This is a genomic window from Halolamina sp., from assembly GCF_036626355.1.
Classification (GTDB): domain Archaea; phylum Halobacteriota; class Halobacteria; order Halobacteriales; family Haloferacaceae; genus Halolamina.
Map to the genome: position 1 here is coordinate 1 of NZ_JAZKRY010000042.1, position 26,284 is coordinate 26,284.

General features: G+C 65.9%; 27 protein-coding genes and 3 pseudogenes. 13 read left to right on the top strand and 17 right to left on the bottom strand.

Annotated elements, in window-relative coordinates; genetic code table 11:
• The 5 genes and pseudogenes from V5A38_RS08230 to V5A38_RS08250 all read left to right on the top strand — a co-directional run.
• On the top strand, positions 1–575 hold a 575-nt coding region (locus V5A38_RS08230), incomplete at its 5' end, for a thiamine pyrophosphate-dependent enzyme (protein ID WP_332325277.1).
• Positions 576–667: 92 nt separating this feature from the next.
• Complete coding sequence (gene lrpA1 / locus V5A38_RS08235) at positions 668–1,096, top strand: HTH-type transcriptional regulator LrpA1 (protein WP_332325278.1); 429 nt, start codon at positions 668–670, stop codon at positions 1,094–1,096.
• 404 nt (positions 1,097–1,500) lie between these two features.
• Positions 1,501–2,835, top strand: a complete 1,335-nt coding sequence (gene dinB, locus V5A38_RS08240; protein WP_332325279.1) for a DNA polymerase IV — start codon at positions 1,501–1,503, stop codon at positions 2,833–2,835.
• A 132-nt stretch (positions 2,836–2,967) separates the two neighbouring features.
• A pseudogene (locus V5A38_RS08245) lies at positions 2,968–3,999 on the top strand (DUF87 domain-containing protein); the annotation flags it as partial.
• 1,592 nt (positions 4,000–5,591) lie between these two features.
• On the top strand, positions 5,592–5,888 hold the full coding sequence (locus tag V5A38_RS08250; protein WP_332325280.1) for a hypothetical protein: 297 nt from the start codon (positions 5,592–5,594) through the stop codon (positions 5,886–5,888).
• Positions 5,889–5,897: 9 nt separating this feature from the next.
• On the opposite strand, the gene tpiA is transcribed toward V5A38_RS08250, so the two are convergent.
• From tpiA to V5A38_RS08300, 10 genes are all read right to left on the bottom strand, one after another.
• Positions 5,898–6,542, bottom strand: a complete 645-nt coding sequence (tpiA, locus tag V5A38_RS08255) for a triose-phosphate isomerase (protein ID WP_332325281.1) — start codon at positions 6,540–6,542, stop codon at positions 5,898–5,900.
• Positions 6,543–6,616: 74 nt separating this feature from the next.
• Positions 6,617–7,138 (bottom strand): multiprotein bridging factor aMBF1, encoded by a 522-nt coding sequence (locus tag V5A38_RS08260; RefSeq protein ID WP_332325282.1) that lies wholly within the window; start codon positions 7,136–7,138, stop codon positions 6,617–6,619.
• Between the two features lie 51 nt (positions 7,139–7,189).
• Complete coding sequence (locus tag V5A38_RS08265; protein WP_332325283.1) at positions 7,190–7,810, bottom strand: CDP-alcohol phosphatidyltransferase family protein; 621 nt, start codon at positions 7,808–7,810, stop codon at positions 7,190–7,192.
• On the bottom strand, positions 7,807–8,352 hold the full coding sequence (locus V5A38_RS08270) for an adenylate kinase family protein (protein WP_332325284.1): 546 nt from the start codon (positions 8,350–8,352) through the stop codon (positions 7,807–7,809). Before V5A38_RS08270 ends, V5A38_RS08265 begins: the two co-directional genes overlap by 4 nt.
• Positions 8,349–9,443, bottom strand: coding sequence for a histidinol-phosphate transaminase (hisC, locus tag V5A38_RS08275; protein WP_332325285.1), 1,095 nt, complete (start codon positions 9,441–9,443; stop codon positions 8,349–8,351). Before hisC ends, V5A38_RS08270 begins: the two co-directional genes overlap by 4 nt.
• Before the next feature lie 108 nt (positions 9,444–9,551).
• The gene (locus V5A38_RS08280) at positions 9,552–10,370 is read right to left on the bottom strand and encodes a hypothetical protein (RefSeq protein ID WP_332325286.1); all 819 of its coding nucleotides are present in this window, start codon (positions 10,368–10,370) and stop codon (positions 9,552–9,554) included.
• Between the two features lie 144 nt (positions 10,371–10,514).
• Complete coding sequence (gene hflX, locus V5A38_RS08285) at positions 10,515–11,858, bottom strand: GTPase HflX (RefSeq protein ID WP_332325287.1); 1,344 nt, start codon at positions 11,856–11,858, stop codon at positions 10,515–10,517.
• 466 nt (positions 11,859–12,324) lie between these two features.
• Entirely contained in the window at positions 12,325–13,284 is a 960-nt protein-coding gene (locus V5A38_RS08290) for a peptidylprolyl isomerase (protein WP_332325288.1), read from the bottom strand.
• Between the two features lie 78 nt (positions 13,285–13,362).
• Complete coding sequence (locus tag V5A38_RS08295; RefSeq protein ID WP_332325289.1) at positions 13,363–13,941, bottom strand: YbhB/YbcL family Raf kinase inhibitor-like protein; 579 nt, start codon at positions 13,939–13,941, stop codon at positions 13,363–13,365.
• 59 nt (positions 13,942–14,000) lie between these two features.
• Complete coding sequence (locus tag V5A38_RS08300) at positions 14,001–14,363, bottom strand: hypothetical protein (RefSeq protein WP_332325290.1); 363 nt, start codon at positions 14,361–14,363, stop codon at positions 14,001–14,003.
• Between the two features lie 125 nt (positions 14,364–14,488).
• Between V5A38_RS08300 and cyaB the strand changes: the two genes are divergently transcribed.
• The 6 genes and pseudogenes from cyaB (at position 14,489) to V5A38_RS08330 (ending at position 18,748) form a co-directional block, all read left to right on the top strand.
• Complete coding sequence (gene cyaB, locus V5A38_RS08305) at positions 14,489–15,058, top strand: class IV adenylate cyclase (protein WP_332325291.1); 570 nt, start codon at positions 14,489–14,491, stop codon at positions 15,056–15,058.
• A gap of 93 nt (positions 15,059–15,151) precedes the next feature.
• Entirely contained in the window at positions 15,152–16,366 is a 1,215-nt protein-coding gene (locus V5A38_RS08310) for a methionine adenosyltransferase (protein WP_332325292.1), read from the top strand.
• 63 nt (positions 16,367–16,429) lie between these two features.
• Positions 16,430–16,558, top strand: a complete 129-nt coding sequence (locus tag V5A38_RS08315; RefSeq protein ID WP_332325293.1) for a hypothetical protein — start codon at positions 16,430–16,432, stop codon at positions 16,556–16,558.
• 18 nt (positions 16,559–16,576) lie between these two features.
• Positions 16,577–16,792 (top strand): annotated as a pseudogene (locus V5A38_RS08320) (CBS domain-containing protein); the annotation flags it as partial.
• A gap of 207 nt (positions 16,793–16,999) precedes the next feature.
• A complete protein-coding gene (locus V5A38_RS08325; RefSeq protein ID WP_332325295.1) occupies positions 17,000–18,226 on the top strand; it encodes a tRNA sulfurtransferase in 1,227 nt (408 codons plus the stop codon).
• Between the two features lie 51 nt (positions 18,227–18,277).
• On the top strand, positions 18,278–18,748 hold the full coding sequence (locus tag V5A38_RS08330; RefSeq protein ID WP_332325296.1) for a DUF5804 family protein: 471 nt from the start codon (positions 18,278–18,280) through the stop codon (positions 18,746–18,748).
• Here V5A38_RS08330 and V5A38_RS08335 read toward each other — a convergent pair.
• The gene (locus V5A38_RS08335; RefSeq protein WP_332325297.1) at positions 18,704–19,720 is read right to left on the bottom strand and encodes a cysteine synthase family protein; all 1,017 of its coding nucleotides are present in this window, start codon (positions 19,718–19,720) and stop codon (positions 18,704–18,706) included. The genes V5A38_RS08330 and V5A38_RS08335 overlap by 45 nt on opposite strands.
• Before the next feature lie 219 nt (positions 19,721–19,939).
• On the opposite strand from V5A38_RS08335, the gene V5A38_RS08340 reads away from it, so the two are divergent.
• A complete protein-coding gene (locus V5A38_RS08340) occupies positions 19,940–20,335 on the top strand; it encodes a thioredoxin family protein (RefSeq protein WP_332325298.1) in 396 nt (131 codons plus the stop codon).
• A 32-nt stretch (positions 20,336–20,367) separates the two neighbouring features.
• On the opposite strand, the gene V5A38_RS08345 is transcribed toward V5A38_RS08340, so the two are convergent.
• Both V5A38_RS08345 and V5A38_RS08350 read right to left on the bottom strand, forming a co-directional pair.
• Entirely contained in the window at positions 20,368–22,572 is a 2,205-nt protein-coding gene (locus V5A38_RS08345) for a thioredoxin domain-containing protein (RefSeq protein ID WP_332325299.1), read from the bottom strand.
• A gap of 67 nt (positions 22,573–22,639) precedes the next feature.
• Positions 22,640–22,921 carry a universal stress protein gene (locus V5A38_RS08350; protein WP_332325300.1) on the bottom strand — a complete coding sequence of 94 codons (282 nt, stop codon included), beginning with the start codon at positions 22,919–22,921 and terminating at the stop codon, positions 22,640–22,642.
• Between the two features lie 127 nt (positions 22,922–23,048).
• Here V5A38_RS08350 and purD point away from each other — a divergent pair, with 127 nt between their 5' ends.
• On the top strand, positions 23,049–24,353 hold the full coding sequence (gene purD / locus V5A38_RS08355) for a phosphoribosylamine--glycine ligase (RefSeq protein ID WP_332325301.1): 1,305 nt from the start codon (positions 23,049–23,051) through the stop codon (positions 24,351–24,353).
• 71 nt (positions 24,354–24,424) lie between these two features.
• On the opposite strand, the gene V5A38_RS08360 is transcribed toward purD, so the two are convergent.
• The 4 genes and pseudogenes from V5A38_RS08360 to V5A38_RS08375 all read right to left on the bottom strand — a co-directional run bounded on the left by V5A38_RS08360 (position 24,425) and on the right by V5A38_RS08375 (position 26,212).
• Entirely contained in the window at positions 24,425–24,604 is a 180-nt protein-coding gene (locus tag V5A38_RS08360) for a hypothetical protein (protein WP_332325302.1), read from the bottom strand.
• 75 nt (positions 24,605–24,679) lie between these two features.
• A pseudogene (locus V5A38_RS08365) lies at positions 24,680–25,051 on the bottom strand (CorA family divalent cation transporter); the annotation flags it as partial.
• The gene (locus tag V5A38_RS08370) at positions 25,018–25,164 is read right to left on the bottom strand and encodes a hypothetical protein (protein WP_332325303.1); all 147 of its coding nucleotides are present in this window, start codon (positions 25,162–25,164) and stop codon (positions 25,018–25,020) included. The gene V5A38_RS08370 and the pseudogene V5A38_RS08365, both read right to left, overlap by 34 nt.
• A gap of 52 nt (positions 25,165–25,216) precedes the next feature.
• Entirely contained in the window at positions 25,217–26,212 is a 996-nt protein-coding gene (locus V5A38_RS08375) for a cytochrome b/b6 domain-containing protein (RefSeq protein ID WP_332325304.1), read from the bottom strand.
• Positions 26,213–26,284: the final 72 nt, after the last annotated feature.

Consider the following 26,284-nt stretch of genomic DNA (forward strand, 5'->3'; position numbering starts at 1 on the left):
AGAACCACGACATGACCTACATCGTGTTCAACAACGAGATCTTCGGCCTGACGAAAGGTCAGACCTCGCCTACCTCCCCGAAGGGTCACAAATCCAAAACCCAGCCCCACGGCTCGGCGAAGGAACCGGTTCGCCCACTCTCGCTCTCGCTCAATGCGGGAGCCTCCTTCGTGGCCCGGACAGCAGCGGTCAACCCCAACCAGGCCAAGGAGCTGATCAAGGAGGCAGTCGAGCACGACGGGTTCGCCCACATCGACTTCCTCACCCAGTGCCCGACCTGGAACAAGGACGCCAAACAGTACGTTCCGTACATCGACGTCAACGAGTCCGACGACTACGAGTTCGATCCGACGAACCGGGACGAGGCGGCGGCGATGATGCGCGAGACAGAGGAGGTACTCCACGAAGGAACGGTGCTCACCGGGAAGTACTACGTCGACGAGGACCGTCCCTCCTACCAGCAGGAGAAACAGCAGATCGGCGAGATGCCCGAGGAGCCGCTCGCTGAGCGCTACTTCGACGAGGAGTACGAGTGGGAGCGCTCGGCAGATCTGTTCCTCGACGACCACAAATAACCACCCTGGGCTACCAACTCGCCGACTTCAGTTCGGCGAAGAGCGCTTTCCGCTTCGCAAGGCATTTTTCCCCGCAACGCGAACTACGTTGTATGACGACGTCGGCTACGGCAGACCGAATCCTAGAGATACTCGAGGCCGACGCGCAGGCGTCGGTATCCGAGATAGCCGAGCGCGCCGACGTCTCCAAACCGACGGTGCGGAAGTATATCCGCCAGCTGGAAGAGGACGGAGTCATCGTCGGCTACTCCGCCGAGGTCGATCCCAAGAAGCTCTCGGGCCAGTCCATCGCGCTGGTCGGGATGGACGTCGCGAGCGATCAGTACGTCGACGCCACCCGCGAACTGAAAGAGCTCGAGGACGTCGAGACGCTATATAGCTCGTCCGGCGACCACATGCTGCTCGCCGAGGTGCGTGCGAGCGACGGCGACGCACTCGGGAAGATAATCAACGACGAAATACTCGCGGTCGACGGCGTGACGGCGGCTCATCCCACCTTCCTGCAGGAGCGGCTGAAGTAGCGGGCGGGGACCGCCGAACGCCTCGCCTGTGGGCAGACAGCTTCAGTGGCGGGCTCCGAACGCAGGTTCCCGAGATTCCCGGACCGGAGAGACCGAATCGAGGCGGCGCTGTTAGCCGACTACCGCGACACCGGGGATGGTGACGTTGTCAGACAGATCGGGAGAACGGCGACTGTTACCGGCTGCTCCCGGATATGCACGCGATGGTGAACTGCGAGAGCTGGTTTCAGCTGTCGCCAGTGACGGCGCCGTGAAAGGAGGCTGCTGCGGACCCACTCCGCAAGCGGGTGCGTGAGCGAATACGTGAGCGTCGGTCTCCGAACCGGTAACTCCGCCCGTGGGGCGGGATTTCAGTTCCACCCCGCCGTGGGAAGGCTCTTGACTCTCCCAGCCGTGTCCCCGCCATGAGCGGCAGCACCCTGCCGGGAACCGGCGACGACGACGCCGAGGATAGGGTGATTCTGCACGTCGATATGGACTGTTTCTACGCGTCCTGCGAACGCCTGCGCGAGCCGGGGCTCCGGGGCGAACCGGTCGTCGTCGGCATGGGCTACGAGCAGGGGGAAACTATCGGCGCCGTCGCTACCGCCTCCTACGAGGCCCGTGAGTACGGCGTCGACTCGGCCCAGCCAATCTCACAGGCCGTCGAGCGGCTTCCGCCGGTCGAGCGACCCGATATAGGCGACGAGGATTCCGACCGCGGCCACTACCGGCCGGTCGATATGGAGTTCTACGAGTCCGTCGCCGCGGCAGTCAAGGAGATTCTCCACGACTGTGCCGACACCGTTCGAGAAGTGAGCGTCGACGAAGCCTACCTCGACGTGACCGACCGGACCTCGTGGGAGCGGGTTGACGAGCCAACGACGGCCTCAGGCGCCGCCGAGCGCCGGACGCTCGCCGAGGGGCTGGCCCGACACGTCCGGGAGCGCATCGCCCGCAAGGTTGGTGTGCCTGCGAGCGTCGGCGTCGCGTCCAACATGGCCGCCGCGAAAGTCGCGAGCGACCACGACAAGCCCGACGGGTTGACTGTCGTCCCGCCGAACCGGGTCGCTGGATTTCTCGCTCCCCTCCCAGTGGAGGAGATTCACGGCATCGGCCCGGTGCGGGCGAGCGAACTACGTGACCTCGGTATCGAGACAGCGGGGGCCCTCGCAGCAGCCGATCGCGCGATGCTCCGTGATCGCTTCGGCGACCGGGGGCGGGAGCTTCACGAGCGCGCCAACGGCACTGACGGCCGAGAGGTGACCCCGCGCGGGCGACCGAAGAGCCTCTCGCGAGAGTCCTCCTTCTCGTCTGCGACCGACGATGACGCAGCCAAGCGGGAGAAGCTCCGTCACCTTGCGGCGGCGGTCGCAGAGCGCGCACGTACCAAAGGCGTGCTCTATCGAACCATCGGCATCAAGGCGGTGACACCGCCGTACGATGTCAACACGCGCGCTGAATCGCTTTCGGGCCCGGTCGACGAACCGGAGCTGGTCGAGGAGGTTGCGCTCTCACTCGCCGCGGAGTTCGAGGGCGAGCCGGTGCGGAAGTTGGGGGTCCGGGTTTCGAATCTCAGCTTCACAGATGGGGAGCAGTCGAATCTCGACGGCTTCGAGGCGGCTGCGGACGTGGACTCCGCTCGTGAGGAGAGCGGTGTTGACGAGCTACCCGCCGACGGGACCGATACGACGGAGCCGGCTCCCGCAGAGCCCGACGACCGCTCGGGTCAGTTCTCGCTGGGCGAGTTCGACGGCTGAGCCCCAGCCGGGCGGAAAGTCATATGTGGCCCCGGTCGGTGGAGTACATCAACCACGAGCGACCGTGCGGTCGCTCGACCAGCCTCTCGGGCGTCGACGTGCGGGCCGGCGCCGAGGGGTGACCAACTAACCATGACTGACGATACAGAGCGGATCACGGTTGGCGAGGAGGCCGAGAACGGCGAATCGGTGTCGATGCCCGTCATCGACGTGCTCGCCGGTCGCGGGTTCATCACTGGGAAAAGCGGGAGCGGGAAAAGTAACACCGCGAGCGTGGTCGCCGAACAGCTGCTCGAAGCGGGCTACGGGCTGCTCATCGTCGACGTCGACGGCGAGTACTACGGGTTGAAGGAGGAGTACGAGCTGCTACACGCGGGCGCCGACGAGGAGTGTGATATCCAGGTCAGCCCGGAGCACGCGGAGAAGCTGGCGACGCTCGCACTGGAGGAGAACGTTCCCATCATCCTTGACGTCTCCTCCTACCTCGATACGGAGGCTGCAGACGAGATGCTGCTGGCGGTCGCGCGCCAGCTGTTCGCCAAGGCAAAAAAGCAGAAGAAGCCGTTTCTCGTGCTCGTCGAGGAGTGCCACGAGTACATCCCGGAGGGCGGGGGGATGACCGAGACCGGGAAGATGCTCATCAAGATCGGCAAACGGGGCCGGAAACACGGCCTCGGCATCGTCGGCATGTCACAGCGACCCGCCGACGTGAAGAAGGACTTCATCACCCAGTGTGACTGGATGGTCTGGCACCGGCTCACCTGGGATAACGATACCCGCGTCGTTGGGCGGATTCTCGGGAACAGCTACGCTGACCGCGTCGAGGACCTGGGGGACGGGGGGGCGTTTCTCGTCACGGACTGGAGCAACGACGTACGCCGGGTACAGTTCAACCGCAAGCGAACATTCGACGCCGGTGCGACCCCCGGACTGGAGGAGTTCGAGCGCCCGGAGCTCCAGTCTGTCTCGGAGGACCTCGTCGCCGACCTGCAGCAGGTCTCGGAGGAGCGCCAGCGCCACGAGTCCGAACTCTCTGCGCTGGAAGCGCAGTTAGAAGCGAAGGAGCAGCGCATCGAGGAGCTGGAGGCGGAACTCGTAGAGGCCCGGGACATGAGCGAGATGGCCGACCGGTTCGCGACCGCGCTGGTCGAGAACGCCGAATCGTCGCCGCCGGAGAACGCCCCCGCTGAGCCGGAGGTCGCGGAGGCCGAGGAGTTCGTCGCCGACCCAGCCCGCGGTGGGTATCCGGGCGAAAAGCCGGTTCAGGAGGTGGAGAGGCCGCCGTCTGAGCCTGGAACGGCTGGAGCCCCCCAGACCGCGGCCGAGGACGAGTCACCGGCGACGGAGCCTCTCAGCGAGGACCAGCGCGAACTGCACGACTACGAGCGGGAGACTGGAGAGCCGGCTGCTGTGGAGGAGCGTGATCCACCCGCGTCGGCTGATGCTGGTTCGACGGATGCTGCAAAATCGGACACTACAAGTTCGGGAGAGGCGGACGTCGCGACGACTGCTTCCCGTGACGCTGACTCGAAACCCACGGATTCCGGGAACGCGTCCGAGACGGCTGAGTCTGAGACAGCCAGTGCGGACCAAACGGAACCCGAACCGGAGCCCGAACCGAAAACGGAACAGAGCGGGCTCCAACCTGTCAAAACGATTTCGAGCGGTTCAGTATCCAAGAACGCTGATGGTTCCGCGCAACCGGCAGGCGACGAGGCCCGGGGAGACGTCGAACCCGATGATGCAGAGACGGGGACGGCCGTCGTTGAAACTGAATCAACCGACGATGCACCCGGAGTGGAGCCGACTGACGATGCGGACGACGTCGACTCGACCGACGAGGATGCAGCTGCGAGTACCGACGACGAACCATCGGCGACCGAGGAGCCAGAAGCGAAGCCAAACCGCACAACAATCCAGGCGGTAGGGGGCTGGCCCCAGGCGGGAGACACCGAGCGCGCTGCGGAGCCGGACCCCGACCTGAAGCCGGCGCCGGAGGGCGGGGCCGAGACACCCGAGGAACTGGAACAGCAGCTTAGCGAGGAGTTCGGTGTCGTGTTGGAGACGGACTCGGACCTGACAGGTGGATCGCTGTGGAGCTCCCCGGAGTTGAACTCCCAGACGACAGCGAGGTCCGTGCCCGGCACCGAGGTCGGGACCTCGAAATGGGAGCCCGACGAGTCACAGGAAGCCGGCGAATCACCAGACACAGCCGACTCAACTACCGATAAATCTACCACAGCAACCGAACAGACGACCCCAATGTGCGATGAAGCCGACACCAGTTCCGATGCTACCGAAAAAACGATAGAAGAGACGGACGAACAGCAGCAGGCGGCGCCGGATGACGGGTCCGAGGAGGGCGCGCTCGACCCCACGGCCGACAGGGTCGCACGACTGACCGACCTCCTCGTGCAACCTGAATTCCGTGAGGAAGAAGGGGTCGTGCGCGCGTTCGTCCACGGTATCGAATCGCTGGATGACATAACCCACGGAATGCTGGCACAGTACCGGCAGTCGGGCGATAGCTCACCAGTTGGAGCCCACGTCGCCGCCGACGGCTCGGGAGAGCGCGTGTACGCCTACGCGCGCAATCGGACGCTCCGTAAAGCGGGACTCATCGAACACGTCGGCGGCGGGCGCTACCGCTACCGACTTCCCGAACTCGTTGCGGAGGCGTTCGACGCGCGAACAGACGAGGGAACGCTGGATGACACCGTCGCGGCGATCGAGGCTGCGACGGATCTCGCCACGCGATGAAGGCGAAACTCCCGAAAGCGGGTGACGAGCGCTGGCGGCTGGCCAGTCACGCCCGCATCATCGTGTACGAAGCCGACGCGGGCGACGAACTCATCACTATCTACGACTGCGGCGTCGCCCAGAAACCGCCCATCGCGCAGTTCATCGGGAATCTCGTCCGGGTGCGCCCACCCCACGAACTCGAGCGCACCCAGACGGGCTACGTCGTCACGCTGGAGGCGGGCGGCACGCTCGTCGAGCAGGGAGAGGACCACTACGTCATCGAGGAGCGAGGGGCCGGGGCAGCGCGCTAGGGGCGCCACTCAAAGCGGCGAAACGAGATCGCGCAGCACCGCTTCGGGGTCCTCGGCGAGCGCGACGCCCGACGCGAGTAGGACACCGTCGGCGCCGAGGTCCGCAGCGGCGGCGACGTCCTCACCGCTCGCGATGCCGGCACCACAGAACACGTCGACGTTCTCGTTCACTGCGTCAGCGGCGTCGACGGCGCCGGTAACGATATCGGGGTCCGCGCTGGCGACGGATACGTCGCCGCCGATGAGTGCTGGCGGCTCGACGGCGACCGCATCCGGACCGAGTGCGGTGACTGCGCCGATCTGGTCCGGGTTGTTCGCACAGACGACCGTCTTCAGGCCCACTTGCTCGGCTGCCTCGACGCCGGCGTCGATGTTCGCGAGCGTCAGCCGCTGCTCGGAGTGGTTGAGCAGCGTCCCAGTCCCACCCGCATCCACGACCGGCGCGGCGTGGGTGCTCCCGGTGTGACTGCCGTGGTCGACTGGATCGATATGCTGGGCCCACGTTTCGACGCCCGTTGCAGCGACGGCTGACAGCTGGGCAGCCTGCGGGGCAACAGCGATGCGTGCGCCGGTGTCCTCGGCGACCGCCGCGGCCGTCTCGGCGACGGCGACGGCGTCACAGTCGTACGCCTTGAGGTTGATGAGAACGAACATACCGGCACGCGGGCGCGCCACGGGAAATAGGTATCAGATTCGTTGTGGGACCGAACTGCCGACGAGTCGGCTGCTTACTCTTTGCGCTCGACCACGTCGCCGAGGGTCTGGGTCATCGAGGAGTCCGACTCCCAGCTCGCCTCGTCGTCGTCGGAGCCCTCCGAGAGGGAGAGACCGAGACGCCGTTCGAGTTTCTCCTTCACGTCGTCGCTGGGGAGCATCTCGCTACGCTCCAGCTTCCGGATGAGTGAGGCTTTCTCGTTGAGCTCGTTTGCAAGCTCCTCCTGGCTCAGCCCTTCGTCTTCGCGGGCAGAGCGGATGAGCTGGTCGTACTCACTGTCGATCTCGTCCATCTGATCGAACATGTCACGGCGACGGCCGCCGCCACCGCCGGAGCCACCGCTTGTTTCGGTGGAGGAGGATGCGCCGCCCGAGGATGCGGAGGTGGAGTACTTGCTCGTACTGGTCGAGCTTGGCTCCGTTTTCACCTCCGTGCCGAAGTCCTTGCAGTCGTCACAGAGTTCGAGTTCGGCACCCTCGACTTTCGTCGTAGTGAGCGAGGATTTCTCCGCGCCGCACATCTCGCACTGGGGCATACCCGGGCTAACAGGTGCCGGAGTAAAAAGGAACCGGCGACAGGACGGGGATTACGTCAAATCCGACCACGCGCCCCAGAAGCGCTGGAGCGCGGTGAAGTGCCCGACGACTGCGAACAGCACAAGCAGCAGTTCAACCGCAGAGAGCCCTGCAACCAGCGGGCCTGGCAGCAGGAACGCGACGACGCCGACGACGCCGACTAGCGCGAGTCGGTCGGCGCGGCCCAACAGCCCGCCATACTCCCGCCCGAGTCCGACTGCCTGGATCTGCGTGCCGAGGTAGGAGGTCAGTAGGACGCCCGTCACCGCGAGCAGGCCGAGGGCGTAGGCGCTCGCACCGGCCGCGAGGCCGGTGATGATGATCACGTCAGCGTAGCGGTCGAGCACGTGGTCGAGCAGGTCGCCGCCCTTCGAGTCGGTGCCGAGGCTGCGCGCAAGCGCACCGTCGACCAGATCGAGCCAGCCGTTGCAGAACACGAAGAAACTCGCCGCCAGAAACCAGATTCCGGGTGCCCCAGCCTCACCCGCGGCGAATAACGCACTTCCCGCCGCGACGGCGAAGCCGAACGCGATAACGCTGATCCTGTCCGGGGTCAACCCCAGTCGCTCGGAGGCGTCGACGAACGGGCCCAGCGCACGGTCAGCAATCGGTCGGAAGCGGTCGAGCGTCATAACACACCCGTGAAGTCCACCGTTCCCGCCGCCGGCTCGCGCTTGCCGTGCAGCACGTCGACGACGTCGTCGGCGACGTCCTCGATTGCGCGCCCGGTCGTATCGATTTCGTAGACGTTCTCCTCGCCGTGGCGCCGGACCGCTTCGCTCAGCACGATATCCAGCGCCTCGCTCTCTGCGTTCTCCGCGGCTTTCGCTTCGGGTTCGCCCCGCGCCTCCAGCCGTTCGGTCAGTTCGTCAGGGCCACAGCGCAGCACGATGACGGCGTCAGCGTCGAACTGGTGGGCGAGATGCGAGTCGAGCAGGCCTGACCAGTCGCCCAGATACTCCTCGATAGCGTCGTTATCTGCGATGAGGGAGTCCCGCTCCTCGTCTCGCTCGGTGTAGAGCCCCTCCTCACGGATCCGGGCATTGAGATTGATAACGTCGATATCCAGCCGGTCGCCGACCGCGTCCGCGACGCTCGTCTTTCCCGTCCCGGGTGTGCCAGTGAGCGCAACCTGCTCGAAGACGAGTTCGTCGCGAGATCCGGCGTCGCTCATGCTTCAGCTACCGACTCGCGCTCGGCGAGGACGGCGTTCAGTGTCTCGACAGCCTGGCGCGTCTGTTCCTCGGTGCCACAGGAAACTCGAATACACTCCGGCAGGCCGAACGAGCGACAGTCCCGGACGATGACGCCCCGCTCCTGTGCGGCTTCGGCGACGGCGCTCCCGTCACCGACCTCACAGAGGACGAAGTTCGCCTCGGTCGGATAGGTTGGTGCCTCGAGCTCCTCGTGAACGTGTTCGCGCGCCCAACTCGCGCTCTCGACCGATCTCTCGACATGCTCGTCGTCGTCGAGCGCAGCCAACGCGGCCCGGAGCGCCACTTCGCTCGCGGCGAAGGGGGTCGAGACCCGCGCGTAGGCGTCGCTCCACGCCTCGGGGACGAGCGCGTAGCCGATTCGTAGTCCCGCCAGGCCGTACGCCTTCGAAAAGGTCCGGAGCACGGCGAGATTCTCGTACTCCTCGAGGAGCGCCGCACTGGAAGACTCCTCGGCAAACTCCCCGTAGGCCTCATCGAGCACGACCAGCGTCTGGTCGTCGACGCCGGTGAGCAGCGCCTCGATCTCCTCGCGCGGCATCGTCGACCCGGTGGGGTTGTGCGGCGACGTGACGAACACCATCCGCTCGCCATCGTAGGCCGAGAGAACGGCCTCGGCGGTCATGGCGAACCCCTCGTCCTTCGAGAGACCGTACGTCGCCGTCTCGCCGTGGTGGTAGCGCGCGCTCATCCCATAGTAAGAGAAGCCGGGCTCCGGGAGCAGCACCGCGTCGGCAGGCTCGAGCATCGCGCGTGAGAGATAATCGATCGCGCCGTCGGCGCCAGGACTCACCCATACCTGGTCGCTGGCGACGTCCCACTGCTCGGCCAGGGCATCGGTGAGGTCGGTATGGGCAGCTTTCGGATAGACGGAGATGTCCTCGGCGGCGTTCTCGACCGCCGCGACGGCTGCCGGGCTGGCGCCGTGTGGGTTCTCGTTCGAGGAGAGCTTCACGAGCTCGTCAGGGTCGAGTCCGAGGTCGCGGGCGACCTCCTCGATCCCCCGTCCGGGGGCGTACTTGGCGTGTGCAGAGAGGTCCCGTGGTTGCATATCGCGCTGTTGTCGGGGACCGCAGAAAAGGCTTCCCGCCCGTTGCCTCTCAGTAGCTGCTCGACCAACGCGGGCCGGTACGCCTCGGCCGTCTCGCCAGCTGTTGGCTTACGCCGGCTCCTCGATGAGCCGGGTCTCGACGGCCGCCTGGACGACTTCGGAGGTGTCGCCGAGATCGTTCGAGCTGTTGGCGACGACGCCGTTGAGCAGCGCCTCGTGGTCACGCAGGCCGGCGACCACCAGCGTTTCTTCGTCGACTGGCACCTCGTAGGCCTCGGCGATGGCGGTGATGACTACATCAGCGGGCGACTCGTCCTCCTCGGCGATGGTTTCGAGCAGCCCGCCCATGAGCTGGTCGGATTCGACAGCTACCTCCCGCTCGAGCGTCCCCGGAGAGGAGACCTCGCCACCGAGCAGCCCCGCGAGATACCCCTTCACGGAGCCGACGATATACTCATCGAGGCTCTCGTCGCCTCCCTCGGCGGCCCGGCGAGCGGCGTAGGCCCGCACGAACGGGTCGATCTCGACCTCCAACGAGGACCGGTTGTCGAAATCTTCCGCACGGATTTCGAGTTCGGCGTCGGCCTCGTCGTCTGTTTCCTTGTCCTCGTCAGCGTCGAACTCGGCGTCATCACCCACTTGCCCGTCTGATTCGGTCGCGACCGGCTCGGCCTCAGCATCACGGTCGTCCTCGTCCTCGTCGGCAGATGCGGCAGCGTCGGCTTCCTTCTCGTCGTCCTCTTCCTCGGCGAGGGAGGCTTCCACTGCCTTCTGGTCGTGTTCCTCCTCCTCGTCTCGCTGCTTGGAGTGTCGGTTGCCGATACGATTGCTGGCCCGTCGGCCACTCACGCCGTTCGTCCCGGTTCCTAACGTGTCGATTCGCCCGTTGATATCCCGTCGCCGGTCGTTGCCATTGTTTTCTGTCATGGGTTGGGCCATGTGCGTCTGACATCCGTCAGACACCGGTGTCAGGACGTCACACACAGAGTCCCCATTGTGGCAGGGTGAGAAAAAGTCAGCGGAGGAATTCGCTGCAATCTCTGGAGGAAAGTCAGCGAAATTAGGCTCCGCTCAACGCTCCTCGCGACCCGTTACGGCCCGCGTAACAGCACGCGCAACCACAGCCGGGGACGCCTCGAACCGGACCTGTACCTCGTCGCCGTCGTACACTGTCTCTACACGTCCGCGGTCGTGGGCCCAGGCGAGGAACGACTGGGTCTCCCCGTCGTTGGGAAGCACGAACTCCTCAGTTCGGCTCGGAAGCGCGTCGGAGACGACCGAGCGGAGTGGTTCGGTGCCGGTTCCCACAGTCGCGCTGACAGCGACGACGGCATCGACGTCGTCTCGCTCGGCGACGATCTCGCGGCGGGCAGCCAGTTCGTCCTCACTCATCAGATCCGTCTTATTGAGCACCGCGACGAGCTCCCCGCGGGGCTCGTCCAACGCCGCGAGTGAGATGCGCAGCTTCTCCTGTAGCCTCTCGAGCGGGTCGCTTGCATCGACGACCAGCAGCCCGGCGTCGCTGTCGGCGACGGCATCGAGCGTCGCGCTGAACGACGCCACGAGCTCGTGGGGGAGGCCGTCGACGAGCCCGACCGTGTCCGTCAGCAGCACCGGTCGATCGCCGAGCGTCGCCCGGCGGGTCGTCGTTTCGAGCGTTTTGAATAGGCGGTCCTCAACTTCCGCGGCGCCGTCGAGGTCGGCGTGGCGCGCGTCGAGATCCTCGATGGCGAGGTCGTCCGCGAGCCGGTGGAGCAGGGTGGATTTTCCGGCGTTGGTGTAGCCCGCGATGGCGACCAGGCCGAACCCCTCCGCTCGGCGGGCGGCGCGGCGCTCCGCCGCCCGGTCGGTCACTCGCTCCAGCTTCCGTTCGACAGTCCGGATGCGCTTTTCGATATCGACAAGCCGAGAGCCGGTCTCGGCGGCCTCCTGCATGTGGGTGCGCTCCTCGGTCTCCCGCACCCGCGGGAGCTCGTAGCGGAGTTTTGCCAGCTCGACCTGGAGTTGTGCCGCCTTCCCACCGGTGCCTTGCTCGAAGATGTCGAGCACGAGCCGGTGTCGGTCGATAACTACCGTTCCGTCCGGCAGCAACCCGACGAGATTGCGGTACTGCCCCGGCGTGAGTTCGGTATCGAACAGCACGGCCGCCGCCTCTGTTGCGACGACACGGCGGGCGAGCGCCTTCGCCTTCCCGTGGCCGATGTTGTAGCTGCTGTCTTCGCACCGGCGCTGGGTGAGTTCGTCGACGACAGTGTAGCCTGCGGCATCGGCCAGTCGGCGGATCTCCGCCGTCGCCGGCTGCTGGTCGGCGGCGCGGGCGACGACGATGGCGGTTTCGTCGGCTCCCTGCGTCGATTCGGGTCGGTTGATTCCTGACGATGCGTCCGTCTCGTCTCGCGTTGGTGAGTCTTGCAACGATATATCGGGGGTGGGTCCCCCACGGTGCCGGACGGTGACGGCGTCTGGCGCCCAAGCGATGGGAGACCCGAGGCTCTCGAACTACTGTGCCCGGGGCAACTGCCCCGTCGGGTCTCCCGTCGTCGCTCGCTACGGGCCGGTCCCGTCTCGCCGTCGTGCGAGCGCCGCGGGGTTAGAACTGAACGAGCTCCATCATCACTCACCGGTTGGGTCGTGTCAGTATAATAGTTCTGCTGGTTTGGTAGCTGGATGCACACGCCACTCACTGTTCCGGTCCTCGTGGTGGCGGGAGCGTGCGTCCGCCCGGAGAAAGAGCGCATGAGTGTAACTTGGGCAGTTGAGACGACAGAAAGGGGAGTTCTGGGACCTGGGGGGATGCCGCCAGACTCCGGCGGTGGTCGTCGACACCAAGCGTGCTCACTCCCGGACGAACGCAAAAATCGAGAACACCGCGGAATCGACGTTACTCTTCGAGGTCGGCGTCTTCCAGCTCTTCGACGATCTCCTCGGCGTCGACGTCGGCGTCCTCGAGGTCGCCCTCGATATCCTCGAGTTCCTCCTCGAGACCGTCGCCGCCGCCCATGCCGCCCATCATGCCGCCCATGCCGCCCATCATGCCGGCGGAGCTGCCGTCGAAGACCTCCTCGACGACCACGCGGTCGAGGTCGAGGCGGTCCATCAGGTCCTGGGCGACCTGCTGTTTCTGGAACATCCACTGCTGGTTCATCTGCATCTGCTGGTTCGCCTCGATGTAGAGGGTCCGCTGCTCGACCTCTTCGGTACGAGTAGTCTCCTCGCCCTCCTCGTCCTCGACGGTGACCTCCTCCTCGACGGTCTCCGTCTCGATGCGGAGCTCCGGCTCCATCTGGAGGTACATGCCGAGCAGGCCAGCGGCCTGCTCCTCGTCGTCGTCGACGACCTCGATGACCTCGTAATCGTACTCGAGGTCCTCACCGGCCAGCGGGTGGTTGAAGTCGACACGTGCGCGCCCACCGATGACCGTCTCGATGTACCCTTGCTCGTCGTCGATCTGAACCTGCGCGCCCGGGCGACGGTTCTCCTCGTCGATCTTGTTTGTGCTGACAGTGCGGACCTCCTCCTGGCTGTACTCGCCGAACCCGTCTTCGGCGGGGATCTCCACAGTGCCCTCGTCGCCGGCCTCGCTGTCGATGAGTGCGTCGTCGACGCCGGGGAATACGTGGCCCTCACCGACGACGATGATGCGCGGCTCGAACTCGTACTCGTCGTCGTCGATGCCGGCCTCCTCGGCGACGTCCTGCCGGGTCGTGTCGACCACGCGGTCGTCGCTCTGGGTCCGGACTGTGTAGTGGATACGGACGAAATCCCCGTCCTGAATCCCGGACTCGGTCTCCTCGGGTTCGGCCTCGGCGTCGGCCTCCTCTGCGGCCTCGTTATCGCTCATACCATACTGGTCTCGTGTTCCACTCTTAAGGACAACGTTTCAGGCTCAGCTTCGCCCCAAACGCCTGCCTCGGCGCTCTCAGGCCCGTTCGAACGTCCCGGTGAGCGTGACGCTGTCGATGAGTTCCCCCTCCAGTGCGGCCTCCAGCTCGTTCCGATCCGCGCCAGCTGCAAGCTCGAGCGTCGACGCAACCGCCGAGAGCCGGAACCGGTAGCTGTGCGTTCCGTCGCCGGTGGGCGGACAGGGCCCCATATACCCGATTTCGCCGGCGCCGTTGGTCCCCTGTCGAGCACCGTCCGCGAACGGCGGGCGTTCCTCCGCGGCGACGCTCTCCGGAATCGTCTCGACGGACGCCGGCACGTTCCAGAGCAGCCAGTGGACGAACGGCGTGGAGCCGGCGTCGGGGTCGTCGACGAGCAACGTCAGCGTCTCAGCCCTATCGACGACGCCCGAGATCTGCAGCTCCGGGTTCACGTCGTCGCCCTCGCAGGTGTAGCGTGGCGGAATCTCCTCCCCGTCGTCGAACGGCGTCGCTACGAGCGCGAGGCTCGTGTCCGTCCCGGTCCCGCCGCCGCCGTTGCTGGAGTCACTGCCGCCACAGCCTGCGAGCAGTGTCGACCCGGCCGCTACCCCGTGGAGATACTGGCGCCGGTTCATACCGGAGCGTTAGGCGCAAGCGGGGGTAAACGTTGAGGCCGGTTCCCGAGAACAGCCGTTCAGAGCCGGATGTTCACCATCACGAAGACGATCGAGAGCTGGAGCAGCCCCTGAATCCCGGCGAGTTTCGCGTTACGCATCCCGATAGCTCCGATAACCTCCTCGTCAGGGTTCTCCGAGACGATCTCTCGGAAGATGCGCAGTTCGCCGGGGAGGAGCAGCCCGAAGCCGAGCACCGAGAGCAGCGTCACGATCCCCAGGGCCGCCAGAATCCAGGGGTTCAGCATCACGAGCTTGCTGAGCGTGCTCCAGAGCCACGCGAGGCTCCCCACGACGACGGCCGCCGCGAACACCGGATTGGCTCGGTCGGCCAGCCCGCGCAGGCCTCGATTCGTCGAGTCTGCTGTGGTCGCTGTTGCCATACAGAGCCGTGCTGTTTCAGTCGGCATAACGTTTCTCGATACGGAACCGACCCCCCGAACGACACGGGAGAGGTCGGCCGCTCCGGAGCGGCGGGGTTTTATTCCCGCCAGCCGACGCCGTGACCATGTACGAGGTCGAACTCAAGGTCCGCGCCGACCACGACCGGGTACGGGAGTCGGTCGTCGCTCACGGCGCCGAACGCGTCAGCCACGTCCGACAGGTCGACAGCTACTACGACGCGCCACACCGCGAGTTCGCTGAAACCGACGAGGCGCTCCGCATCCGCCTGGAGACCGACCGCTCGGCCGGCGACGGGGCGCCGACGACGAAACTGACCTACAAGGGGCCGCTCGTCGAGGCCGAATCCAAGAGCCGGGAGGAACACGAGACCGCGGTCGCGGACGCCGAGGCGATGGCCGGGGTGCTCTCGGGGCTGGGGTTCGAGCCTGCCGCAACCGTGGAAAAGGAGCGAGAGTCCTTCCAACTGGGCGAGTACACCCTGATGCTCGATCACGTCGACGGCCTCGGAGAGTTCGTCGAAATCGAGCGGGAGGTTTCCGGCGAAGCGGCCATCGAGGCGGCCCGCGAGGACGCGGCAGCGCTGCTCCGCGAGCTCGGACTCGACCCGGCCGAACAGATTCGGACCTCGTACCTCGGTCTGTTGCTGGAGGCGGACACTGTTGACGGCGACTGAGCGGCGGCTGGACTCGAGAAATGTCTGAGAGTAATTTACCGGCGGCGATTCGTTTCCGAAGGTTATAGACGGTCCCCCGGGCAAGAGCCAGCAATGACGCGGAACATCCAGGTCGATGAACTCGACCGGCGGGCGGTCGAGGACCAGCAGGTGGAGATCGTCGAGCGGAAGGGGCTTGGACACCCAGACTCGATCTCCGACGGTATCGCGGAGTCGGTCTCGCGCGCGCTCTCACAGCTCTATCTCGACCGTGTGGGAACGGTACTCCACTACAACACTGACGAGACGCAGTTGGCCGCCGGACGCGCCGCGCCGGCCTACGGCGGCGGCGAGGTCATCGAACCGATCTACATCCTCATCGTCGGTCGAGCGACGAAGGTGTACGAACAGGGCGGCGAGGAGATCGAACTCCCCGTCGACTCGACGGCGCTGCGGGCCGCTCGCGAGTATCTCGAAGAGACCGTCCCGGAACTGGAGTACGGTACGGACGTCATCGTCGACGTCAAACTCGGCGCCGGCTCGGGCGACCTCCAGGACGTCTTCAGCGAGGAGGAGGTCCAGGTGCCGATGGCGAACGACACCTCCTACGGTGTGGGCCACGCGCCACTGACCGAGACCGAGCAGATCGTTCGCGATGTTGAGACCGGCATCAACGACGAGTACGCGACGCAACATCCCGAAATCGGTCCCGACGTCAAGGTCATGGGGAAGCGCGAGGGCGACCGGATCGATATCACCGTCGCCGTCGCGATGGTCGACAGCTATATCGAGGGGCTGGAGGCGTACAAAGCGGCGGTCGCGAACGTCAAGGAGTACGTCACTGCACTCGCAGCGGAGCGGACTGACCGGGCAGTCCACGTCGACGTGAACACCGCCGACGACTACGACCACGGCTCGGTCTACCTCACTGTGACTGGCACCTCCGCCGAGCAGGGTGATGACGGCTCCGTTGGCCGCGGGAACCGCGCGAACGGGCTCATCACGCCGAACCGACCGATGAGCATGGAGGCCACCTCTGGCAAGAACCCTGTGAACCACATCGGGAAGATCTACAACCTGCTCTCGACGGAGATCGCTCGCTCTGTCGTCGACGAGGTCGACGGCATCCGCGACCTGCAGGTCCGCCTCCTCTCCCAGATCGGCCGCCCGATCGACCAGCCCCACGTCGCCGACGCCCAGGTTGTCACCACTGAGGCCGTGGACGTCGCCGATATCGAGGCCGAGATCGAGGCAATCGTCGACGAGAAACTGGCGAACGTCACCGACGTGACCCGCTCGGCCATCGAAGGCAACATCTCGACGTTCTAACAGCAACACACCCCCCGTGGGGCGGCCGTGGCGCATTTGCTGTGGCCTGAGAGGGCCACGTTCATGGGGCCGATCGAAATCGCGATTCGACTGGTTGCGGAACGGTTGCTCATCCGCACCAACGGCTTCTTCGTCGGTATCGAGTTCGCGCTCACGCCGGCGCGACGCCGCTTTACTCGTTCAACCGATTGATTCTCCCAGTCGTTCGCCTTGGCGGAGGGCGATATCGACTTCCAGGACCTGGCCGCCGGCCCGGTGACGCCCACGCCGCAGACGAGCGTGAGCGACGCGGTCGACCAGTTCCAGGTGGAGAACCAGGAGCTCGCACTGGTGTTCGAGGATGGCGACGTCATCGGCATGGTGACGGTGACGGACTCGTTTGCGTCCACTACTGGCGGGATTCAGGACCCGCTCGACATTTCATGAGTCAGGCGACGTCCCGGCTCCCGGCGGCCTGGGTATTGAATCATAGCTCGACAGTCCATCGTTGTCCGTCTATTCCGTTCGGCCGATTTCTCGAAACCACGTATAGCCCGGAGAGAGCGAGCCCCCTGCCCGGGAACAGCCTCAAACGTCCGAGGGATTGACGCCGCGGATGGAAACACCCATCCGCACAGACCCGGTAGCTCGGCTGTGCAGCCGTCAGCGCTGGATATCGCGGTCGTCCGTTTCGGAGAACTCGGCATCAAGAGCGGCAAGGTCCGCGGCCAGATGCTCGACCGGCTTGCCGAAAACGTCGAGCGCATCCTCGAAGACCGCAGTATCGCCGGGGCCGTCGAGCGTCGCTGGTCCCGAATCCTCGTCCGTCCGCAGGAGGGTGAAGAACCCGACTTCGCCACGGTTGACGCCGCCCGCGCGGCCAGTGACGCGTTCGGGGTCGTCTCGACTCGCCCGGCCATTACGGTGCGGGCCGAAGAGGAGGGAATCGCAACCGCCGCGCGGTCACTGGCCGCCGACCACCCTGCTGGGGCGACGTTTGCAGTTCGCGCCCACCGCGCCGGCGCAGCTGCGGAACACCCGTTCACCAGCCAGGAACTCGAACGCAACATCGGCGGCGTCGTCGGCGAGGCAACCGGCGCGCCGGTTGACCTCGACGATCCGGATGTGACCTATCGGCTCGAGATTCGCGACCAGGAGGCGTTCGTCTCCGCGCAGGAGTACGACGGTCCAGGGGGGCTCCCTGTCGGGACACAGGGGAAAACGGTGCTGCTGTTCTCCGGCGGCCTCGACTCCCCTGTCGCGGCCTGGGAGCTGCTCAAACGCGGGCTCGAACTGCGCCCGGTCTACCTCGACCTCGGCGACTACGGCGGTCCAGACCATCTCGCCCGCGCGGAGGAAACGGCCCGCGTCGTCGGGCGATACGCGCCCCACATCGACATGCGGTTGCGGGTCGTTCCTGCCGGTGAACTTGTCGACGACCTCGTCGCCAGGACGGAGTCGACGCGAATGCTCTCGCTCCGGCGCGCGATGCTCCGGACCGCCGAGGGCGTCGCCGACGATATCGGCGCCCACTCTCTCGCTACCGGAGAGGCCGTCGGGCAGAAATCCTCCCAGACAGGGCCGAACATCCGCACCACCGACGCCGCCGCGAAGCGGCCGGTCTACCGCCCCCTCCTGAGCCGTGACAAGCCTGAAATCGTCGAGCAAGCTCGCGATATCGGCACGTTCGTCGACGCGACGATGAACGTGGGCTGTGAGCGTGTCGCGCCGGAGTACCCCGAAACGAATGCGACGCTCGAACAGGTTGAGGCGGCCGAGCCTGCCGACCTGCTCGAACGGGCCGAAGCGCTCGCCGCCGAACGCTACGTCGCGGAGCCGCCGGCGAGCGAGACGGCGCCCGGGAACTCTGTCGAGAACTGAGACGGCTGCGGACCGCAACCGACATTATCTGGGACGCCGAGCGCCTGAACGATGGCGCAGGTCTGTCTACTCGGGGAGGACGAGGGGAGCCTCAGGCGGGAGCTGCTCTCGCGGGAGACCGCACGCGAGGCGCTCTCGACCTACGACCTGCGGGAGCCCTACGAGAACACGCTCGCGCTCCAAACCGTCTCGATCGGCGCGGCCGTGGCGCTGCTGAACGACCTCAACTGGTACGTCGTGCGGTTCGTCCGCGACGCGCTGGTACAGGCCGACTCAGTCTCGGAGACCGAGTGGCTCTCGCGCGAACTTGCGACGGCAATTCGCAACGACGAGATTCCGCCCGGGAAGACTGGCGAGTATCTCCGACTGTACGGCGTCGAGGAGAACCGACTGATCGACCCGATTCACGTCCGGCGGGGCGACGTCACCGATGTCGAAGATGATGCGGGCGTCCCTGAACGAGAGGATTCCGACGAGCTACTCGTCGTCCGGGTCACCGAGTCGGAGTTCCTCGCGGCCTAACCCGGTGGTGTCGAGTTCCTCGTCGGAGCCTTCAGAGCGCCACTGGCACTCGTCGTCGACCTCCTCGGCGTCGAACAGCCCAGTCGACATGTAGCGCTCGCCGCCGTCAGGGAACAATGTCACCACGAGCGGATCCTCGACGCCCAGTTCGAGCAGCCCTGCAGCGACCCGCCGCGAGGCGACGTTGGCCGCTCCGCTGGACTGGCCCACAAGAATCCCCTCCTCACGGGCGAGACAGCGACATTCGGCCGTTGCCGTGTCCAGGGCGACAGTTTCGACGCCGTCGAGGAGCGCCGCGTCGAGGTTGGCCGAGACGAACCCAGGGCCCATCCCCTGGAAGTCGTCCGACCCGCTCTCGCCGGTCGAGAGAACCGGGTTTTCGGCCGGCTCGACGGCGATGACGGCCATCTCCGGGAACTCCTGGCGGAGCCGCCGGGCCGTTCCGGTAATGGTGCCGCCGGTGCCGACGCCGGCGACGAAGGCGTCGATGCGTCGGTCTGCAACCTGTTCCAGAATCTCCGCGCCGGTCGTCTCGAAATGCGCACGGGGGTTCGCAGCATTCTCGAACTGCCGCATCTGGACGTACTCCCCTGTCGCCTCCAGTTCGTCCGCGCGCTCGCGAGCGTCCTGAATGTCGCCGTCGACCACCTCGATATCGGCGCCGTACGCCCGCATCACCCGGCGCCGTTCGGGCGACTTCGAGCCGGGGATGACGATTTTGACGTCGTAGCCCTTCGCGGCGCCGATGAGCGAGAGTCCGATACCGGTGTTGCCACTGGTGGGTTCGACGATGGCGTCGCCCGGGCCGAGTTCGCCGGCCTCCTCGGCGGCGCGTACCATGTAGAGCGCCGGCCGGTCCTTCGCGGAGCCGCCGGGATTTTTCGACTCCAGTTTCGCGGCGACGGTTGTTCCTTCCGGCGACGCCACCTGGACGAGCGGCGAGCCGAGGGCGTCGATGACCTCAGAATCCATTAGCAGTGAGTATCGGTGTCGCACATTTACAGTTAGCGACACTGGGCGCCCCGCCAGCCCAGCGGGCCTCACAGCCACCAGTAATTTCCACGCTCAGTATCTCGATCCGTGTGATGAGCACAAACGGGCGATCGGTGGCGCAATCGGCACTGTAGTCGGGGCAGACTGACTGGCCACCGGCGCCATACGACTTATGCCGACCGACCACCGTGTTCGGGTATGTCCGAAGCCAAGCCCGAAGCCGTGCTCTCGACGATGCAACCGGACCCCGCGTGGGATCCAGCGTCCTACGAAGAGGCCGTCGAAACGCTCGCTCGTGCGGGGCTGACGTTCCGCGTCTGGGGCGGCGACTGGTGTCCCGACTGCCGGAACCAGCTTCCGGCGTTCGCCGCAGCCCTCGACGCTGCGGGCGTGCCCGACGAGCGCATCGACGTCTACGCTGTCGAACGCGAGAACGGCGAGAAGGTCGGTGAGGGGATGGACGAGTACGGCGTGGAGTTCATCCCGACGGTCATCCTCGTGGACGAGGACGGCGAGGAGATCACCCGGTTCGTCGAGAGCGAGGACAAGCCGATCACTGCGTACCTCGTAGACGCCGTCGAGTCAAGGGAGTAAGGAAACCCGTAGCCGGGAGCTACGATCCCTTTTTACAGGTTCTCGTCGACCCAGTCCAGCGCCGCCGTCAGGTCGTGCTGGGGCGGCGAGCAGGTGAACGAGCGACAGGCGTACACTGTCGGCTCCCCATCGCGGGCCTCGCGGCCGGCCCAGACCGGGGGCGCCTCCTCCAGGCCCAGTTCGTCGAGCCAGTCCTGTAACCCCGCCTCGGTCGGCGGGCGCCGCGCTATCACCGCACCGGGGAGATACCGCGAGGCGAGCGTCTTGCGCCACGAATCCGAAAGCTCGTCGGCTGCAATCGTGAGCTCGAGGTTCCCGCGCGCGGCGGCGTCGGCGGCCACCGCGAGCGAACCGTGTTCGACCGGACTGGCCTCGATGCGCTCTCGATGGGTGGCGAGCGTCTCCCGCGCCACACTACCCAGCTCCCGCGTAGTGAAGTGATCGAGGTCCAGCAGCAGCGATACCGCGGCGCCGACGCTGGATGGCGTCGACTGGTCTGTGAGCTCCTGGGGGCGAGCAACCAGTTCTTCAGCATCGGTGGCGGTGAAGTAGAGCGTCCCGTCCGCCTCGTCGTAGAACCCGTCGACGATGACCTCCGCAAGCGAGAGCGCAAAGCTAAGCGGTTCGACCTCGCCGGTCGCCTGGTACGTCTCGAAGGCCCCGCGGGCGAGGAACGCGTAGTCCTCGAGATACCCTGAGACCGCTACATGGCCGTCCTTGAACCGCCGGGAGAGTCGCTGGTCGTCCTCGTCCCAGAGGGTCGCTCGAACGAACCCGAGTGCGTCAACCGCACGCTCAGCGAAGCGCTCGCCATCATCGAGTGTCGTGCCAGCTCGGGCGAACGCCGATATCAGCAGGCCGTTCCAGCCCGCGAGCACCTTCTCGTCCCGGAGCGGACGCGGGCGTTCCTCACGAGCCTCGAACAGCTCCGTCCGGGCCGCGTCGAGCAGCTCGCGGACTGCCTCCTTGTCGTCCGGCGCAGTCGCCTCGTCGAACGTGGCGCCGGCGAGTTCCGCGACAGGGACCGTTTCGTTCAGCACGGTCGTATCGCCCTCGAAGTTACCGGCCGACGTGATGCCGTAGCGTCTGCAGAACAGCGTCGCTGCCGGCTCCTCGAGCACGTCGCGAACCTCGTCGGGGGTCCAGACGTAGAACGCACCTTCCTCTCGCTCGGGCGCCTCGTCCTCGTCCAGCCGAGCGGCGGGCGTCTCGCTCCGGGCGTCGAGTGTGCTGAAGAAGCCACCCTCCGGGTGGGAGAGTTCGCGTTCCACGAACTCCAGGCTCTCTCGAGCAACCTCGGCGTAGCGCTCCTCGCCCGTCGCGCGGTACCCTTCGAGATAGCTCTTTGGCAGCTCCGCGTTGTCGTAGGCCATCTTCTCGAAATGTGGGACCGTCCAGTCCTCGTCGACACAGTAGCGGTGGAACCCACCGGCAAGATGGTCGTAGAGCCCGCCGCTGGCCATCGCATCGAGTGCGTTTCTCGCGACCGACAGCGGCTCGCCGTCGTCGCCGAACGCGGCAACCCGGAGCAACAGGGCAACCCGTCCGGGATGCGGGAATTTCGGGCTTCCGGCGCCGAACCCACCGTTCGTTCGGTCAGCGCCGCGAACCGCTGCCGTCGCCGCCTCGTCCAGCAGGTCGGTACCGGGCGCATCCTGCGTTGCACCCTCGAGATCAGCCCCGCTACTGCCGCCAGCTCCGCCCGAATCGGCCGGCTCCAGCCGGTCGCGTGCAGCGGCGGTCCACTGCTCGGCGCGGTTCTCCATCTCCGCGCGCTGTTCGGGGTCGCTCCAGGAGTCAGCGATCTGCTGGCAGAGCTGCTGGAACCCCGGCACGTTGCGCTGGGCATGGGACTCGGGCGGGAAGTAGGTCCCAATGTAGAACGGTTTCCCGTCCGGCGTGAGCCAGGCTGAGAGCGGCCACCCCCCGCCGCCGGTGACCAGTTGGCAGACCGTCTGGTACACCCGGTCGAGATCCGGGCGCTCCTCGCGGTCGACCTTGATGGGGACGAAGTTCTCGTTAATCTTCTCGGCCGCGTCCGGGTCCTCGAAGGACTCCTCTGCCATCACGTGACACCAGTGGCAGGCGGAGTAGCCCACCGACAGAAAGATCGGGAGGTCCCGCTCGCGGGCCGCCGCGAGCGCCTCGTCGTCCCAGGGCTGCCAGTTCACGGGATTGTCGGCGTGTTGCTGGAGATACGGGCTCGGCTCCTCGTCCAGCCGGTTACGGTCGGTCATGGATGGCTCACCGTTGTCGGAGAAACGGGACGGAGCGTGAAGTAGCCCATGGTGCCGCAGGGCAACGTTAAGCGATGACCGTCACCGGCACGTCGATATCGCCCACCACTGTTTCGGTCGTGCTGCCGAGAATTGCCCGACCGACCAGTCCGCTCCCGTGGTGCCCCATGACGACGTGCTCGTAGCCCTCTTCCTCGACCAGGTCGAGCAGGTTCTCGGTGGTGCTGGTCTTCAGATCCGTGACGTGGACCGTGTGGAGATCGGTATCGGTCCGTTCGGCCAACTCGACGGCGAACTCCAGGGCGCGGATACTGTTCTCCGAGCTGTCGATTTGCACGAGCACCGTCATGCATCCCACTAACGCTCCTAGCCACATGAAGGTAGTCGCGGCGCAATCTCGAGTATATGCACGTTCGTGCCTTGAAGCGAATCAATAGAGGGTAAGGTTTACACTCTCGTGTTCACACCCTCCGTGTATGTCCGAATCCGTCCTCGTCATCGGTGGCGGCGGCCGCGAACACGCCATCGCCCGCGCGCTGGCGCCCGACTGCGACCTCTACGGCTTCGCGAGCAACCGGAACCCCGGTATCGCTTCGCTTTCGGTCGGGACGGAAACCGGCGACGAAACCGATACCGACGGCATCGTCGACTACGCCGAAACCGTCGGCGCAGACACAGCCGTCGTCGGTCCCGAGGCGTCGCTTCAGGCGGGCGTCGCCGACGCGCTGAACGCCGCGGGCGTGTTCACCTTCGGCCCCACCGCGGAAGCGGCCCGAATCGAGACCGATAAAGCGTTCCAGCGGGAGTTCATGGCCCAGCACCACATCCCCGGGACGCCGGGGTTCGAGACGTTCGACGACGCCGACGCGGCCGCCGACTACGTCGACAAAACGGGCGACGACGTGGCCGTCAAACCGACCGGGCTAACCGGGGGAAAAGGCGTTCGCGTCACCGGCGACCAGGTTACCCACGGGGAGGCTGTGGAGTATATCCGGGAGAGCGGCCACGAGGAGTGGGTCGTCGAGGAGCGACTCGTCGGCGAGGAGTTCACTGTCCAGGCGTTCGTTCATGACGGCGATGTCCTCCCCAGCCCCGCCGTCCAGGACCACAAGCGCGCCTACGAGGGCGACGAGGGGCCCAACACCGGTGGGATGGGGAGCTACAGTGACGCCAGGCTGACGCTCCCGTTCATGACCGAGACGGAGTACGACCGGGCTGTCGAGATTCTGGAGGCGACCGTCGACGCGCTCCCGGAGTACACGGGCGTGCTCTACGGCCAGTTCATGCTGACTGCCGAGGGTCCGAAAGTGGTGGAGTTCAACGCCCGCTTCGGTGATCCGGAGGCGATGAACGTGCTCCCGGTGCTCGAAACGCCGTTCCTCGATATTGTCGACGCTGCGCGCGAGGGCGAGGCACTCCCGGTGCCGTCGTTCCGACCCGAGGCGACGGTCTGTAAGTACGCGGTTCCTGCTGGCTACCCGACCGACCCGGACGCAGGCGCGGAGATCACTGTCGACGAGTCGACGATCGAGGCGGCCGCGGCGGCCCACGGTGGCGAGGCGCTGCTGTTCTACGCCTCCATCGACGACCGGGATGACGGGCTCTACACCACGACCTCCCGGGCGTTTGCGGTCGTCGGCCTCGCCGACGATATCGCGACGGCGGAAGCAATCGCGGCTGACGCACTGGAGGCTGCCGGCGACGGGCTCCGCGTCCGAGAGGACGTGGGGACGGCCGAACTCGTCCAGTCCCGTATCGATCACATGGAGCGCCTCCGGTAGACAGTCCCCTCAGGACAGCGCGAGCGTCGTCGCTCGCCGATGAGACGCGCTCGGAAGAACGCTGGTCGGGGCTACTCGAACTGCTGAACGACCTGAAGATCGCGGTCAGTCCGCATGAATATCGCGAGCCGCCGAGTGGCATGGCAGTCCGGACAGCTCAGATTCTCGCTGGATTCGGGGAGATCGGTCGGGTTCGACTCCCATTCCTTGTTACACTCAGGGCAGAGTAAGCGGACGAACGCTTCGACCATGCATTACGGTGGGACCGACACCCGATAAAGCTTAAGGCGAATTCGGGTCTCGTCGTCGACAGATCGAGCAGCGCCTTAGAGCCAGTCATCCTGGCGGAAATATGCGAGCAGGACCGTCCCGACGATCGCCATCCCGAGCATCACCGCGGGGTAGCCGTACCGCCAGCCCAGTTCGGGCATCGCGTAAGGGCTGCCGGCGAAGTTCATGCCGAACACCCCAGCGACGAGCGTCAGCGGGAGAATGATGGTCGCAACGACAGTCAGGCGCTTCATCACCTCGTTCGTCGACTGCGAGAGCGTGTTGAGATACGTCTCCCGTGAGCCACGTGCGAGATCACGGTACGTCTCCGTGCGATCGACCAGCTGGAACAGTTGGTCGTGGACGTCCCGGAAGTATTTCTCCGTCCCCTCGCTCACCTGGCCGGGGTCGCCCCGCGCAAGCACACCATCAGTGCGGTGAGTGAGAACGCCCGACCGGGGTAGGTCGCGTCAACCCCGACGAGATAGCCGACGACGCCGACGACGGTGAGGACGAACCCGCTCACGAAGCTTCGGTTCACTCTGTGCAGGTGTCGCCGACACGACAAAAAGCTACGGCCCCGCAGTGGGGTGTTAGTCTGCGGGTTCGGCTTCGGACTCGCCGCTCTGGGCTTCCACACGCATCTGGCGCTCCCAGCGGATCCGCACGAGGTTGCCGTACATCGAGAGTACCATCCCGAGGAACAGCACGAGCATGCCCAGGTTGATACCGACGGTAAGCAGCAGGTTCGTCGGGCCGCCCCCGAGGATGAGCTCGCCCGGCACCGGGTAGCCGGTGTCGTACATGCTGCCCAGCAGGACGCTCACGATGCCGATGACCGCGGCGGCACCGACGAGGTTCGTCGCGCTCGCCCAGCTGGGCGAGAGCTGCAGTCGCTCGATACCGGGGTTCTCGTGGTCACCCTCCTGGTGCTCCTCCGGAATCATCGACCGGGGGATGAACGCCTTCGTCTCGACGGGGAAGAAGGCGGGGTGGAAGCCGTGCTCGAAGATGTGGAAGATAACCCCCATCACCATGATAACGCCGAGCAGACCGTGGAACACGACGAACGCCATCGCCGCGGTTTTCGTCGCAAAGAGGCTCATCAGGCCGGTCTTCGACCAGATGAGTAGCCCCGAGATCGACAGCAGCGTCAGCTCGGCCGCGAAGATGTATATCACTCCCTTGCCGATGTAGGACAGCAGCGGAATCTCGTCGGCGGTGTCGCCGGCGAACTGCCGCGCGTTGGGGTGACGCTCGTCAGCGTTGCCCAGCACGAACTGGATGTCCTGAACGAACGCTTGCATGTCCTCGGGCGTGGGAATAATCGCCTTGAAGTTCGAGCGCCCGACGTCAGTGGTCACCATCATCAGCATCCAGAAGCTGACGAGGGCGAGGAGGCCAACGCCGAAGGCGCGGTGGAGCGCCGCGACGGCGCCCGCACCGCCCAGCAGCGTGAGCATCCACCAGAGTTCGTCGTTGAACATGATGGCGTAGCCCGTGAAGAAGAGGAAGAACACGTCGAGGGCCAGCAGCGAGTGGAACACCGTGGTCATCCGCGTGAACTTCCCGTGGTCTAAGTTTGTCATTCCTGGCCACCTCCGGAGGCGTCGGCACCGTCGTCTGCCGGCGAGCTGCTGTCCTCGTCGTTTGCTCGTGCC

Coding starts and splice junctions, on each gene's coding strand:
- lrpA1 (WP_332325278.1), top strand. CDS start 668: ATGACGACGTCGGCTACGGCAGACCGAATCCTAGAGATACTCGAGGCC.
- dinB (WP_332325279.1), top strand. CDS start 1,501: ATGAGCGGCAGCACCCTGCCGGGAACCGGCGACGACGACGCCGAGGAT.
- V5A38_RS08250 (WP_332325280.1), top strand. CDS start 5,592: ATGAAGGCGAAACTCCCGAAAGCGGGTGACGAGCGCTGGCGGCTGGCC.
- tpiA (WP_332325281.1), bottom strand. CDS start 6,542: ATGTTCGTTCTCATCAACCTCAAGGCGTACGACTGTGACGCCGTCGCC.
- V5A38_RS08260 (WP_332325282.1), bottom strand. CDS start 7,138: ATGCCCCAGTGCGAGATGTGCGGCGCGGAGAAATCCTCGCTCACTACG.
- V5A38_RS08265 (WP_332325283.1), bottom strand. CDS start 7,810: ATGACGCTCGACCGCTTCCGACCGATTGCTGACCGTGCGCTGGGCCCG.
- V5A38_RS08270 (WP_332325284.1), bottom strand. CDS start 8,352: ATGAGCGACGCCGGATCTCGCGACGAACTCGTCTTCGAGCAGGTTGCG.
- hisC (WP_332325285.1), bottom strand. CDS start 9,443: ATGCAACCACGGGACCTCTCTGCACACGCCAAGTACGCCCCCGGACGG.
- V5A38_RS08280 (WP_332325286.1), bottom strand. CDS start 10,370: ATGACAGAAAACAATGGCAACGACCGGCGACGGGATATCAACGGGCGA.
- V5A38_RS08290 (WP_332325288.1), bottom strand. CDS start 13,284: ATGAGCGATAACGAGGCCGCAGAGGAGGCCGACGCCGAGGCCGAACCC.
- V5A38_RS08295 (WP_332325289.1), bottom strand. CDS start 13,941: ATGAACCGGCGCCAGTATCTCCACGGGGTAGCGGCCGGGTCGACACTG.
- V5A38_RS08300 (WP_332325290.1), bottom strand. CDS start 14,363: ATGGCAACAGCGACCACAGCAGACTCGACGAATCGAGGCCTGCGCGGG.
- cyaB (WP_332325291.1), top strand. CDS start 14,489: ATGTACGAGGTCGAACTCAAGGTCCGCGCCGACCACGACCGGGTACGG.
- V5A38_RS08310 (WP_332325292.1), top strand. CDS start 15,152: ATGACGCGGAACATCCAGGTCGATGAACTCGACCGGCGGGCGGTCGAG.
- V5A38_RS08315 (WP_332325293.1), top strand. CDS start 16,430: ATGGGGCCGATCGAAATCGCGATTCGACTGGTTGCGGAACGGTTGCTC.
- V5A38_RS08330 (WP_332325296.1), top strand. CDS start 18,278: ATGGCGCAGGTCTGTCTACTCGGGGAGGACGAGGGGAGCCTCAGGCGG.
- V5A38_RS08335 (WP_332325297.1), bottom strand. CDS start 19,720: ATGGATTCTGAGGTCATCGACGCCCTCGGCTCGCCGCTCGTCCAGGTG.
- V5A38_RS08340 (WP_332325298.1), top strand. CDS start 19,940: ATGTCCGAAGCCAAGCCCGAAGCCGTGCTCTCGACGATGCAACCGGAC.
- V5A38_RS08345 (WP_332325299.1), bottom strand. CDS start 22,572: ATGACCGACCGTAACCGGCTGGACGAGGAGCCGAGCCCGTATCTCCAG.
- V5A38_RS08350 (WP_332325300.1), bottom strand. CDS start 22,921: ATGACGGTGCTCGTGCAAATCGACAGCTCGGAGAACAGTATCCGCGCC.
- purD (WP_332325301.1), top strand. CDS start 23,049: ATGTCCGAATCCGTCCTCGTCATCGGTGGCGGCGGCCGCGAACACGCC.
- V5A38_RS08360 (WP_332325302.1), bottom strand. CDS start 24,604: ATGGTCGAAGCGTTCGTCCGCTTACTCTGCCCTGAGTGTAACAAGGAA.
- V5A38_RS08375 (WP_332325304.1), bottom strand. CDS start 26,212: ATGACAAACTTAGACCACGGGAAGTTCACGCGGATGACCACGGTGTTC.